The organism is Phytopseudomonas flavescens (assembly GCF_900100535.1).
In the GTDB taxonomy this organism is placed as follows: domain Bacteria; phylum Pseudomonadota; class Gammaproteobacteria; order Pseudomonadales; family Pseudomonadaceae; genus Aquipseudomonas; species Aquipseudomonas flavescens.
On record NZ_FNDG01000011.1, the window covers coordinates 63,832 to 75,254 of the forward strand.

Below are 11,423 nucleotides of genomic sequence, written 5' to 3' on the forward strand. Positions count from 1 at the left end.
AGGAACCCTTATGTTCACCGGAATCATCGCATCCATCGGCAGCATCGCCGCCATCACTCCCAAGGGCGGCGACGTGCGTGTCTATGTCAAGACCGCCAAGCTCGACCTGGGTGATGTCGTGCTGGGCGACAGCATCGCGGTCAATGGCGTGTGCCTGACCGCGGTGGAGTTGCCGGGCGACGGCTTCTGGGCCGATGTCAGTCGCGAAACCCTGGCGCGCACCGCTTTCATCGACCTCAAGAGTGGCAGCCGGGTCAACCTGGAAAAGGCGCTGACGCCCACCACTCGCCTGGGGGGGCACCTGGTCAGCGGCCATGTCGATGGCGTCGGCGAGATCGTCTCCCGTGAGGAGAACGCCCGTGCCATCCAATTCAGGGTTCGCGCCCCGCGCGAGCTGGCCAAGTACATCGCCCACAAGGGCTCGATCACCGTCGACGGTACCAGCCTGACGGTGAACGCCGTGGATGGCGCCGAGTTCGAGCTGACCATCGTGCCGCATACCCTGGCCGAGACCATCATGGCCGACTACCGCCCCGGGCGTCGGGTGAACCTCGAGGTCGATCTGCTGGCCCGTTATCTGGAGCGCCTGCTGCTTGGTGACAAGGCGGCCGAGCCCAGCAGTGCCGGGCTCACCGAAGGTTTTCTCGCCGAACACGGCTACCTGAAGCATTGAGGACACCGCCACCATGGCACTCAACAGTATCGAAGAGCTGGTCGAAGACATTCGCGCCGGCAGGATGGTCATCCTCATGGATGACGAAGACCGCGAGAACGAAGGCGACCTGATCATCGCCTCGGAATGCGTGACCGCCGAGCACATCAACTTCATGGCGCGCTTCGCCCGCGGCCTGATCTGCATGCCGATGACCCGCGAGCGTTGCGAAATCCTCAAGCTGCCCCTCATGGCGCCGCGCAACGGCTCGGGTTTCGGCACCAAGTTCACCGTTTCCATCGAAGCCGCCGAGGGCGTCACCACCGGTATCTCCGCCGCTGACCGCGCTCGCACCGTGCAGGCTGCTGCCGCGAAGAACGCGGTTGCCGAAGACATCGTCAGCCCCGGCCATATCTTTCCGTTGATGGCCCAGCCCGGCGGCACCCTGGCGCGTGCCGGGCACACCGAGGCGGCCTGCGACCTGGCTCGGATGGGGGGCTTTGAACCGAGCGGAGTGATCTGCGAGATCATGAACGACGACGGCACCATGGCGCGGCGCCCGGAGCTGGAAGCGTTCGCCGAGCAGCACGGCATCAAGATCGGCACCATCGCCGACCTGATCCACTACCGGCTGATCCACGAGCGCACGGTGACGCGTATCGCCGAACAGCCGCTGGACAGCGAAGTGGGCCAGTTCAACCTGGTGACCTTCCGTGATTCGGTGGAAGGCGACGTGCACATGGCCCTGACCCTGGGTAGCATCTGTCCGGAACAGCCGACCCTGGTGCGGGTGCACAACATGGATCCGATGCGCGACCTGCTGATGGTCCGCCAGCCCGGCCGCTGGAGCCTGCGCGCGGCGATGACCGAAGTGGCCAGTGCCGGCAGCGGCGTGGTGCTGCTGCTCGGCCACTCGCTGGATGGCGACGAAGTGCTGGCGCACATCCGCGAGGCGGATGGTGCCACCAGCAAGGCGCCGAGTACCTACAGCACGGTCGGTGCCGGGTCGCAGATCCTGCGTGACCTCGGGGTGCGCAAGATGCGCCTGATGAGTGCGCCGATGAAGTTCAACGCGATATCCGGTTTCGACCTGGAAGTTGTAGAATACCTGCCCCCGAAATAACGGGTGACCCGCGCGGTGGGCCATGCCTGCCTCACCGACACCATTTTCAGGGCCTGCCACGGCATGCCCTGGCTCTTTAAAGACAGCTCGAGAACTCGCTATGACACTAGAGACCATCGAAGGTACTTTCATCGCTCCCGAGGGCCGCTTCGCCCTGGTGGTCGGCCGTTTCAACAGCTTCGTGGTCGAAAGCCTGGTCAGCGGCGCCGTCGACGCCCTGGTGCGGCATGGCGTCAGCGAAAGCGACATCACCCTCATCCGCGCGCCGGGCGCTTTCGAAATCCCCTTGGTCGCGCAGAAAGTCGCCCAGCGCGGCGAGTACGCCGCGATCATTGCCCTCGGCGCGGTGATCCGGGGCGGCACGCCGCACTTCGAATACGTGGCGGGCGAATGCACCAAGGGCCTGTCCCAGGTATCCATGGAGTTCGGCGTACCAGTGGCCTTCGGCGTACTGACCGTCGATTCCATCGAGCAGGCCATCGAGCGCTCCGGTACCAAGGCCGGCAACAAGGGCGCCGAAGCGGCCCTGTCCGCGCTGGAAATGGTCAGCCTGCTGGCGCAGTTGGAGGCCAAGTGAGCCAGAACGACAACAAGCCGGTCAAAAAGGGTCCGAGCGCCAAGGTACTGGCTCGCCGCCAGGCGCGCACCCTGGCCATGCAGGCGCTGTACGCCTGGCACATCGCCGGGCAGGCGCTCAACGAGATCGAGGCGCAGTTCCGCGTCGACAACGACTTCAGCGCGGTCGATGGCGCCTACTTCCACGAGATCCTGCACGGCGTGCCGCGTCAGAAGACCGAGATCGACAGTTCCTTCGAGCCCTTGCTCGATCGTCCGCTGGAGGAGATCGACCCGGTCGAGCTGTCCATCCTGCGCCTGTCCACCTACGAGCTGCGTAACCGCCTCGACGTGCCGTACCGCGTGGTGATCAACGAAGGCATCGAGCTGGCCAAGGTGTTCGGTGCCACCGACGGGCACAAGTTCGTCAACGGCGTGCTGGACAAACTGGCGCCGAAGCTGCGTGCTGACGAAGTCCGCGACTTCAACAGCAAGCGCTGAGCGTGTTGGGCGAGTTCGAGCTGATCCGCCATTACTTCGCCGCTGCGGCCTGTGCGCAGGCGGCCGATGGTGTGGCGCTGGGGATCGGCGATGACTGCGCCCTGCTGGAAGTGCCCGCCGGTGAACAGTTGGCGGTCTCCACCGACACGCTGGTCGCAGGCGTGCATTTCCCTGCAGATGCTGCTGGCCGATTGCTCGGCCAGCGCGCCCTGGCTGTTTCGGTCAGTGACCTGGCCGCCATGGGCGCGGCGCCTCTGGCGTTCACCCTGGCCCTGACTCTCCCCGATGTTTCTCCTGACTGGCTGGCGGATTTCACCGCCGGGCTGGAAAGCATGGCGCGCCAGTGCGGCGTGCGCCTGATCGGTGGTGATACCACCCGCGGGCCGTTGAGCCTGACTCTCACCGTATTCGGCCGGGTGCCCAAGGGCCTTGCGCTGACCCGCTCCGGTGCGTGCCCAGGTGATCTGCTGTGTGTCGGTGGCGCGCTAGGCGATGCGGCGGGGGCCTTGCCCTTCGTGCTCGGTGAGCGTGAGGAGCAGAGCGGTAGCCGTGAGTTGCTGGCGCACTACTGGTCGCCGTCACCGCAGTTGGTACTTGGCCAGGCCTTGCGTGGCGTGGCCACGGCGGCGCTGGACATCTCCGACGGCCTGCTCGCCGACTGCGAGCATATCGCCCGCGCATCGGGTGTGGCATTGATCGTCGAACAACAACGCCTGCCTCTGTCGGCAGCCCTGCTGGCCTGTGCTGGCGACGAAACGGCCCGCCAGCTGGCGCTTGCCGGTGGCGATGACTACGTGCTTGCCTTTACTCTGCCTGTCGAGGCACTGGACGGGCTGCGTGCCATGGGGCAGCCTGTGCATGTGATCGGTCGCGTCGAGGCCGGGCAGGGCGTGGTCCTGCTGGGCGCAGACGGCCGAGCCATCCAGCCGCTGGTGCGGGGCTACCAACATTTCGGATCGCAACGTGACTGATCATCCCAAGCAAGTCCCCGCCGAGTTCGTGCCGCCCTCCGTGTGGCGCAATCCCTTGCATTTCCTGGCCTTCGGTTTCGGCTCCGGCACCCTGCCGAAAGCGCCGGGCACCTGGGGTTCGATGGTCGCGGTGCCGTTCATTCCGCTGTGGCAGATGCTGCCCGACTGGGGCTACTGGCTGATGCTGGGGGTCACCATGCTGTTCGGTGTCTGGCTGTGTGGCAAGGTGGCCGAGGATCTGCGCGTGCACGACCACGAAGGCATCGTCTGGGACGAGATGGTCGGCATGTGGATCACCCTGTGGCTGGTTCCGGAAGGGTGGGGTTGGGTGTTGGTGGGGTTCCTGGTCTTCCGCTTCTTCGATGTGCTCAAGCCGTGGCCGATTCGCTGGATCGACCGGCACGTGCACGGTGGTTTCGGCATCATGCTCGACGACGTGCTGGCCGGGGTGTTCGCCTGGCTGGCCATGCAGGTACTGGTGTGGGGATGGAGCAACGGCCTGGCGGCCAACCTGGGCTTCGCCTGAGCCTGGGGGTACGATGATCCGCGGTTTCTGGCTGGCCCTGCTGCTGGCGCTCGGCGCCTGCGCTCAGGCGGGCAGCGCCCTGCCCGGCAACATCCGCATGGCCAGCGATGTCTGGGTTGATCGTATCAATGCCGACGGTACGGGGTTGTCCTGGGACGTGTTGCGTCTGGTGTTCGAGCCTGCGGGCGTCAGGCTGGACATGCAGATCGTGCCCTATACCCGTTCCGTCGGCCTGGTCAAACGCGGCGAGGCGGATGCCTGGGTGGCGTCTTACCAGAACGAAGTCGACGGTAGTGTGGTGTACCCGACCTGGCACTACGATTCGGACCTGATCAGCGCCCTGAGCCTGACCAGCAAGCCCCTGCCGGACCGCGAGACGCTGGCCACTTCGCGTCTGGTGTGGATGCGCGGCTACGAGTACCAGCGCTATATTCCCGGCCTCGGCCACTACGACGAGCTGTTGCGCCGTGGCGGCATCCTGCCGATGCTCGCGTACGACCATGCCGACTATTACATCGACGCCCAGCCCGAGGTCATGGCCGTGCTCGCGGGGGCTGCCGACGCCTCGAAATACCGGGTCACCGACCTGATACGCCTGCCCTTGTACATCGGCTTCGCCGATAATGCGCGGGGCCAGGCCCTGGCGAAGCTGTACGACCAGCGGATGGCCGAGCTGGTCGAACGGGACGCCTTGCGCCCGGTCTTCGAGCGCTGGGGCCAGCACTATCCCTTCGATTAGATGAGAGAGGCAAGGATGCGTCAGGTGTTCTGTGGTCTGGCCGGCCTGCTGGCAGCTTCGTTGGTGCTGGCTGCACCGCAGGTCCAGGTGGTCGGCCTGTTTCCAGGCGCCGCGGTGATTTCGGTGGACGGCCAGCGCAAACTGGTGCGCGTTGGGCAGAGTGGGCCGGGCGGCGTGCAGGTGGTGAGTGCCGACAGCCGCAGCGCCGTGCTGCGGGTCGACGGCGTGGAGCGCAGCTACGGCCTCAGCCGTGAATACAACACCAGCGGTTTCGCCGAAGCGCGCAAGCAGACCCTCAGCATCGCCCGCGGCAACGGCGGGCATTACTGGGCCGAAGGCGCGATCAATGGCCGCTCGCAGCAATTCCTGGTCGATACCGGTGCCACGTCGGTGGCCCTCAATGAAAACCACGCCCGTCGCCTCGGCATCGACTACCGCACGCGTGGCCAGCCGATCCAGGTCAGCACCGCCAGCGGCACTGCCCGTGGCTGGCGCGTGACCCTGGACAAGGTAAGCGTCGGGGCGCTGCAGGTGCTGGGTGTCGAGGCGGTGGTACTGGAGGGCGCCTCGCCGAGCGAAGCGCTGCTGGGCATGAGTTTTCTCAACCGGGTCGGCTGGCGAGTGGAGAACAACCTGCTGGTACTCGAGTCTCGCCTTTGAATTGAGGCTGGCGATAGCTTCATCGCCAGCCTTCCTGGTCAGTGGTGATCGTCGACAGGCGCTCGCGGCACGTCGCGGTACAGCCGGCTGACCAGCGGGCCTATGGACAATCCCTGCAGCAGGATCGAGGTGAGCACGACGATGTAGGTCAGGCTCAGCAGCAGGTCACGCTCCTCGCCCAGCGGCAACGACAGTGCCAGGGCCACCGACACGCCACCGCGCAAGCCGCCCCAGGTGAGGATACGGATCGCCCCGTGGGATACCTGTCGGCGCCCGCCAGCGCTGCGGCGCATGATCACGATGGCCGGTGCCACGGTGAGCAGGCGCGCCACCAACACGGCGGCGCCGAGTACCAGGGCGGCGACGATGTGCAGCCAGGAAAACGGCAGGAGCAGCAGTTCCAGGCCGATCAGGGCGAACAGCAGGGCATTGAGGATTTCGTCGATCAGCTCCCAGAAGCCGTCCACGTAGCGGCGCGATTCGTCCGACATCGCATGCTTGCGGCCCAGGTTGCCGATGATCAGGCCGGCCACCACCATGGCGATCGGCCCGGAAACGTGCAGGCGCGAAGCCAGTGCCGCACCGCCGAACACCAGGGCCAGGGTGAGCATCACTTCGACCTGGTACTGATCGATGCTGCGCAGCATCAGCAACACCCCGTAGCCCAAGGCCGCGCCGAACAGCAGGCCGCCCACTGCCTCGTGGATGAACAGCCAGCTCACCGCGCCGAGCGTCGGTGTGCTGCCCAGTTGCAGGATGCCGAGCAGGATGGTGAACACCACCACCGCCGTGCCGTCGTTGAACAGCGACTCGCCGACGATAGTGGTCGCCAGCGGCTTCGGTGCGCCCGACGACTTGAGAATGCCCATCACCGCGATCGGGTCGGTAGGCGAGATCAGTGCGCCGAACAGCAGGCAGTAGATGAAGTCCACGTGCCAGCCGAACAGGGCGAAGATGGAGTAGGCCAGGGTGCCGATCACACTGGTGGCGATCAACACGCCGACGGTGGCCAGCAGGCCGATGGGCCACTTGTAGCTGCGCAGGTCGCTGAGGTCCACGTGCAGCGCTCCGGCGAACAGCAGTGCCGGCAGGAACCAGGTCATCAGGATGTCGGAGAAATCGATACGGCGAATGATCTGCTGCGCCTCGAGCTCGATCAGCGGGTAACCGAGCTGGCTCAGGCCCTGAGCGATCAGCGAGAAGATCAGCGCGGTGGCCATCACCCCGATGGCAGGCGGCAGGCGGATGAAGCGGTAGTTGACGTAGGTGAGCAGGGTGGTGAGAACGATGAAAGCGGCTACGAGGTCGAGCACGGGGTCTCCTTCGGGGGCTGGTGCGCGCCGTCCCGGCGAACACCCTTGAGGCCTTATGATAGCTGTCTTGTAACCGGATGTGTGGCAGTGCTGCATGGCAGAACAATGGCAAGAAGGTTGAACCAGGGCGGTGCATAAGGGTCGAGTACACGTGGGCCGGGAGGCCGCCGGTGCTGTTTGCAGATGCATGCAGGCTATCTGGCAAACGAGTTTCTCCTTCCGGTATTTGATGGCTGGCGCGCAACGCGTATGGCCAACTCGACGGGCCTCTGCCCGTCGTCGATTGGAGTCAAAACATGCTGAAAAGCTTGGGCAAGGTGCTGCTGGGCGCTGTGGCGCTGGTTGCGGTACTGGCCTTGCTGATCCACTGGATCACCCCCGCAGTGCTCGCTTCGCACCGCGAAGACCTCATCTTCTACCTGCAGGCGCACCTGTACCTGGTGTTCCTGTCGATGTTCGCAGCGTTGGCGGTGGGAGTCCCCGCCGGCATCCTGCTCAGTCGACCGGGGCGCGAGCACAGTGCCGAGCGCATCATGCAGGTGTTCAACGTGGGCAACACCGTGCCGCCGCTGGCGGTGCTGGCGATCGCCCTGTCCATCGTCGGGATCGGCAATGGCCCGGCGGTGCTCGCCCTGTTTCTCGCCTCGTTGCTGCCCATCGTGCGTAACACCTATGAAGGTCTGCGCAACGTGCCGGGTTCGCTGAAGGAAGCGGCCACCGGTATCGGCATGACACCCGGCCAGGTGCTCTGGCAGGTCGAGTTGCCCAATGCCGTGCCGATCATCGTTGGCGGCGTGCGGGTTGCGCTGGCGCTGAATGTCGGCACGGCACCACTGGTTTTTCTGATCGGTGCCAACAGCCTGGGCAGTCTGATCTTTCCGGCCATCGCCCTGGAAGATCAGCCATTGCTGATTCTGGGCGCGGCAGCCACTGCCCTGCTGGCGCTGCTGCTCGACGGCCTGGTGGCCGCGGTCAGCCGTTTCTGGTTCGAGCGAGGCCTGGCCCGCTAATGGAGACCTTGATGAAGTCATTTGTTGTTGGCCTCGGCATGCTGCTGGCCGCTGCCAGCCAGGCAGCGGAAATTCGCATCGGCGCCAAGGTCTTTACCGAGCAGGCGATCCTTTCCGAACTCACCGCACAGTACCTGCAGCCCCACGGCTATCAGTCGCGCATCGTCGGCAATCTGGGCAGCACCATTGCCTGGAATGCGATGAAGAACGGCCAGCTGGATCTGACCTGGGAATACACCGGTACCTCGCTGGTGGCCTACAACAAGGTGACCGAGCGCCTCGACAAGGAAGCGGCCTACGCACGGGTCAAGGCGCTGGATGCCAAGACCGGTGCGATCTGGCTGGCGCCGTCCCGCTTCAACAACACCTATGCCCTGGCGTTGCCGGAAAAGGTCGCCGAGGAACATCCGGATATCAAGCGCATCAGCGACCTGGCAGAGGCTCTGCAGCAGCCGGGCAAGGGCAGTCGCCTGCTGGCGCTGGATATCGAGTTCGCCAACCGCTCCGATGGTCTCGACGGGCTGGTCAAGGAATACGGCCTGACCTTCACCCGCAACGAGATCCGCCAGATGGACCCGGGCCTGGTCTACACCGCGCTGCGCAACGGTCAGGTGTTCGTCGGCCTGGTGTACACCACCGACGGCCGTCTGGACTCCTTTGGCCTGCGCCTGCTCGAGGACGACAAGGGCTACTTCCCTGACTACACCGCAGCCCCTGTGGTGAATGCCGACTACCTGAAGGAGCACCCTGATCTGCAAGCCCTGCTCAAACCCCTGGCCGAGCGCCTGGACGACGCCACCATGCGTCGCCTCAACGCCCGCGTCGATGTCGAGCGCGAGACACCCGCTGCGGTGGCCGTCGATTTCCTTCGTGAACAGAAACTGATCGGGGGGGATCGCTGATATGGATTTCATGACCGCTTTTCAGCATATCGACTGGGCACAAGTCGTCAGCCTGACCGGTGAGCACATCGCCCTGGTCGGCATCGCCGTCGGCCTGGCGATCGTCATCGGTGTGCCGCTGGGCATTCTGATGACCCGCTTCCCATGGATTGCCGGGCCGCTGCAGGGGGCCGCCACCGTGGTGCTGACGCTGCCAGCCATCGCGCTGTTCGGCCTGCTGCTGCCGTTCTACTCGCAGTTCGGTCAGGGCCTCGGGCCGCTGCCGGCCGTCACCGCCGTGTTCCTCTATTCGCTGCTGCCGATCCTGCGCAACACCTACCTGGCGTTGAGCAGCGTCGAGCCGGGCATCCGCGAGGCGGGTAAAGGCATCGGCATGAGTTTCTGGCAGCGCCTGCGCATGGTCGATCTGCCGATTGCCGTGCCGGTGATCCTGGCCGGCGTGCGCACCGCCGTGGTGATGAACATCGGCGTGATGACCATCGCCGCCACCATCGGCGCCGGCGGCCTTGGCGTGCTGATTCTCACGGCCATCAGTCGCAGCGACATGGCCACCCTTTTCGTCGGCGCGGTGCTGGTGAGCCTGCTCGCCATCGTCGCCGACCTGTTTTTGCAGTGGCTGCAGAAAACGCTCACTCCCCGTGGCCTGAAAGCCGCCCACTGAGGACTCGAACATGATTCAACTCGATAGATTGACCAAGAAATTCCACCAGAAAGGCAAGGACGTCGTAGCCGTCAACGAAGTCAGTCTGACCGTCGACGAAGGGCAGATCTGCGTGTTCCTCGGTCCGTCCGGCTGCGGCAAGAGCACCACCCTGAAGATGATCAACCGACTGATCGAACCGACCTCCGGGCGGGTGCTGATCAACGGCGAGGACACCACTGGGATCGACGAGGTGACCCTGCGCCGCAACATCGGCTACGTGATCCAGCAGATCGGTCTGTTCCCCAACATGACCATCGAGGAAAACATCACCGTGGTGCCCAAGCTGCTCGGCTGGGACAAGAAACGCTGCCACGAGCGGGCGGTCGAGCTGATGAGCATGGTGCAACTGGAGCCCAAGCAATACCTGTCGCGCTATCCCCGTGAGCTGTCCGGTGGCCAGCAGCAGCGTATCGGCGTGATCCGCGCCCTGGCAGCCGACGCGCCGGTTCTGCTGATGGACGAACCCTTCGGCGCGGTCGACCCGGTCAACCGCGACGCCATCCAGAACGAGTTCTTCCAGATGCAGCGGGCGCTCAACAAGACCGTGATCATGGTCAGCCACGACATCGACGAAGCCATCAAGCTGGGCGACAAGATCGCCATCTTCAAGGACGGTACGCTGCTCCAGTTCGATCACCCGGATACCCTGCTGGCGCATCCGGCCGACGACTTCGTCAGCGGTTTCGTCGGTCAGGACAGCACCCTCAAGCGGCTGCTGCTGATCCGCGCCGAAGACGCTGCCGACGATGCCCCCTCGGTGCTGCCGGAAACCTCGGTCGCCGATGCCGTGGAACTGATGGAAGAGCACGACCGCCGCCACCTGGTGGTGACCGATGCGCAGAAAAAGGGCCTGGGCTACATCCGTCGCCGCGACCTGCGCGGGCAGGGCGGTTCGGTGCAGCCATTCCTGCAGCCGTTCAACGCCACCGCCTCCCACGACGAACACCTGCGCATCCTGCTGTCGCGCATGTACGAGTTCAATCGCTCCTGGTTGCCGGTGCTCAGCGCCGACAACGACTTCCTCGGTGAGGTCACCCAGGAGTCCATCGCCGACTACCTCAGTTCCGGTCGCTCGCGCGGCAAGAGCAGCATCGTCTCGCCGGCGGAGCAGGTGGCGATCTGAGGAGCGCCGGCACGCCGAGCGAGAACGCTCGCTCGGCGTGCCGGCAGTCGTTCAGGTCATGGCGCGGCCTGGAACACCACGTACACCTTGCGGCACGGCTCCAGTACTTCCCAGGTGCCGACGAAGCCGGCCGGGATCACGAAACGGTCGCCGGCGCGCACGGTTCTGGCGTTGCCTTCTCGGTCGCGCAGCACGGCCACACCCTGAAGGATCTCGCAGTATTCGTGCTCGCTGTAGTCCACCGTCCACTGGCCGATAGCGCCTTCCCAACTGCCTGCGTTGAATTGGCCGCACGGGCTGGCGTAGTGGTTGCGCAACTGTTGCAGCGGGTCGCCCTTGAGGATCTTTTCCGCTGCGGGCCGGTAGTCTTCGGCGCTGCCGCCGCCGTTGGCCAGGTCGACGATCTGTTCGATATTCATGTTCGCTTCCATGGTCCGTCCGAGAGCCTGTTGCGCCCAGCCCATGGCCTACGACGGCCTGGGGCGATGTGGCGGGCGATTGATGGGCGGTCTGCATCGTGCGACGACGAGATGACGATGCGCTTGAGTCTATGTTTAATAAATCGAACGCGGCAAGGGTGTATGCCGACCCAGTGTCAATAATATTGAAAAGTCTGCTGGCGCTGGTTTAGTGTGATCCGCAAAT

Annotated in this window: 14 protein-coding genes; 12 read left to right on the forward strand and 2 right to left on the reverse strand. The window is 64.9% G+C overall.

What is annotated here, in order from left to right:
- Window positions 1-10 precede the first annotated feature (10 nt).
- The 8 genes from BLR94_RS15325 to BLR94_RS15360 all read left to right on the forward strand — a co-directional run bounded on the left by BLR94_RS15325 (window position 11) and on the right by BLR94_RS15360 (window position 5,727).
- Window positions 11-673 carry a riboflavin synthase gene (locus tag BLR94_RS15325; protein WP_084307056.1) on the forward strand — a complete coding sequence of 221 codons (663 nt, stop codon included), beginning with the start codon at window positions 11-13 and terminating at the stop codon, window positions 671-673.
- 13 nt (window positions 674-686) lie between these two features.
- Window positions 687-1,775: a bifunctional 3,4-dihydroxy-2-butanone-4-phosphate synthase/GTP cyclohydrolase II gene (ribBA, locus tag BLR94_RS15330; protein WP_084307054.1), complete on the forward strand. Its 1,089-nt coding sequence runs from the start codon at window positions 687-689 to the stop codon at window positions 1,773-1,775.
- Window positions 1,776-1,875: 100 nt separating this feature from the next.
- A complete protein-coding gene (ribH, locus tag BLR94_RS15335) occupies window positions 1,876-2,352 on the forward strand; it encodes a 6,7-dimethyl-8-ribityllumazine synthase (RefSeq protein WP_084307052.1) in 477 nt (158 codons plus the stop codon).
- Window positions 2,349-2,831 (forward strand): transcription antitermination factor NusB, encoded by a 483-nt coding sequence (nusB, locus tag BLR94_RS15340; protein ID WP_084307050.1) that lies wholly within the window; start codon window positions 2,349-2,351, stop codon window positions 2,829-2,831. The genes ribH and nusB overlap by 4 nt, the downstream gene beginning before the upstream one ends.
- A gap of 5 nt (window positions 2,832-2,836) precedes the next feature.
- A complete protein-coding gene (gene thiL / locus BLR94_RS15345; protein ID WP_084307143.1) occupies window positions 2,837-3,802 on the forward strand; it encodes a thiamine-phosphate kinase in 966 nt (321 codons plus the stop codon).
- A complete protein-coding gene (locus BLR94_RS15350; protein ID WP_084307048.1) occupies window positions 3,795-4,328 on the forward strand; it encodes a phosphatidylglycerophosphatase A family protein in 534 nt (177 codons plus the stop codon). The genes thiL and BLR94_RS15350 overlap by 8 nt, the downstream gene beginning before the upstream one ends.
- A 13-nt stretch (window positions 4,329-4,341) precedes the next feature.
- The gene (locus BLR94_RS15355) at window positions 4,342-5,067 is read left to right on the forward strand and encodes a type 2 periplasmic-binding domain-containing protein (RefSeq protein ID WP_084307046.1); all 726 of its coding nucleotides are present in this window, start codon (window positions 4,342-4,344) and stop codon (window positions 5,065-5,067) included.
- Between the two features lie 15 nt (window positions 5,068-5,082).
- Complete coding sequence (locus BLR94_RS15360; protein ID WP_084307044.1) at window positions 5,083-5,727, forward strand: retropepsin-like aspartic protease family protein; 645 nt, start codon at window positions 5,083-5,085, stop codon at window positions 5,725-5,727.
- A gap of 38 nt (window positions 5,728-5,765) precedes the next feature.
- Here the strand turns inward: BLR94_RS15360 and BLR94_RS15365 are convergent, their stop codons facing one another.
- A complete protein-coding gene (locus tag BLR94_RS15365) occupies window positions 5,766-7,040 on the reverse strand; it encodes a cation:proton antiporter (RefSeq protein ID WP_084307042.1) in 1,275 nt (424 codons plus the stop codon).
- Window positions 7,041-7,336: 296 nt separating this feature from the next.
- Between BLR94_RS15365 and BLR94_RS15370 the strand changes: the two genes are divergently transcribed.
- From BLR94_RS15370 to BLR94_RS15385, 4 genes are read left to right on the forward strand one after another with little or no spacing between them, the layout of a single operon-like run.
- A complete protein-coding gene (locus tag BLR94_RS15370) occupies window positions 7,337-8,050 on the forward strand; it encodes an ABC transporter permease (RefSeq protein ID WP_084307040.1) in 714 nt (237 codons plus the stop codon).
- 11 nt (window positions 8,051-8,061) lie between these two features.
- Window positions 8,062-8,952, forward strand: a complete 891-nt coding sequence (locus BLR94_RS15375; RefSeq protein WP_084307038.1) for a glycine betaine ABC transporter substrate-binding protein — start codon at window positions 8,062-8,064, stop codon at window positions 8,950-8,952.
- Between the two features lies 1 nt (window position 8,953).
- A complete protein-coding gene (locus BLR94_RS15380) occupies window positions 8,954-9,613 on the forward strand; it encodes an ABC transporter permease (protein ID WP_084307036.1) in 660 nt (219 codons plus the stop codon).
- A gap of 10 nt (window positions 9,614-9,623) precedes the next feature.
- Entirely contained in the window at window positions 9,624-10,778 is a 1,155-nt protein-coding gene (locus tag BLR94_RS15385; protein WP_084307034.1) for an ABC transporter ATP-binding protein, read from the forward strand.
- 56 nt (window positions 10,779-10,834) lie between these two features.
- On the opposite strand, the gene BLR94_RS15390 is transcribed toward BLR94_RS15385, so the two are convergent.
- The gene (locus tag BLR94_RS15390) at window positions 10,835-11,197 is read right to left on the reverse strand and encodes a cupin domain-containing protein (RefSeq protein WP_084307032.1); all 363 of its coding nucleotides are present in this window, start codon (window positions 11,195-11,197) and stop codon (window positions 10,835-10,837) included.
- Window positions 11,198-11,423 lie beyond the last annotated feature (226 nt).

What these genes read in the sequence shown, in the direction of transcription:
- ribBA (WP_084307054.1), top strand. Translation starts at nt 687, where the DNA reads ATGGCACTCAACAGTATCGAAGAGCTGGTCGAAGACATTCGCGCCGGC.
- BLR94_RS15325 (WP_084307056.1), top strand. Translation starts at nt 11, where the DNA reads ATGTTCACCGGAATCATCGCATCCATCGGCAGCATCGCCGCCATCACT.
- BLR94_RS15360 (WP_084307044.1), top strand. Translation starts at nt 5,083, where the DNA reads ATGCGTCAGGTGTTCTGTGGTCTGGCCGGCCTGCTGGCAGCTTCGTTG.
- BLR94_RS15390 (WP_084307032.1), bottom strand. Translation starts at nt 11,197, where the DNA reads ATGAATATCGAACAGATCGTCGACCTGGCCAACGGCGGCGGCAGCGCC.
- ribH (WP_084307052.1), top strand. Translation starts at nt 1,876, where the DNA reads ATGACACTAGAGACCATCGAAGGTACTTTCATCGCTCCCGAGGGCCGC.
- BLR94_RS15380 (WP_084307036.1), top strand. Translation starts at nt 8,954, where the DNA reads ATGGATTTCATGACCGCTTTTCAGCATATCGACTGGGCACAAGTCGTC.
- BLR94_RS15370 (WP_084307040.1), top strand. Translation starts at nt 7,337, where the DNA reads ATGCTGAAAAGCTTGGGCAAGGTGCTGCTGGGCGCTGTGGCGCTGGTT.
- BLR94_RS15375 (WP_084307038.1), top strand. Translation starts at nt 8,062, where the DNA reads ATGAAGTCATTTGTTGTTGGCCTCGGCATGCTGCTGGCCGCTGCCAGC.
- BLR94_RS15355 (WP_084307046.1), top strand. Translation starts at nt 4,342, where the DNA reads ATGATCCGCGGTTTCTGGCTGGCCCTGCTGCTGGCGCTCGGCGCCTGC.
- BLR94_RS15385 (WP_084307034.1), top strand. Translation starts at nt 9,624, where the DNA reads ATGATTCAACTCGATAGATTGACCAAGAAATTCCACCAGAAAGGCAAG.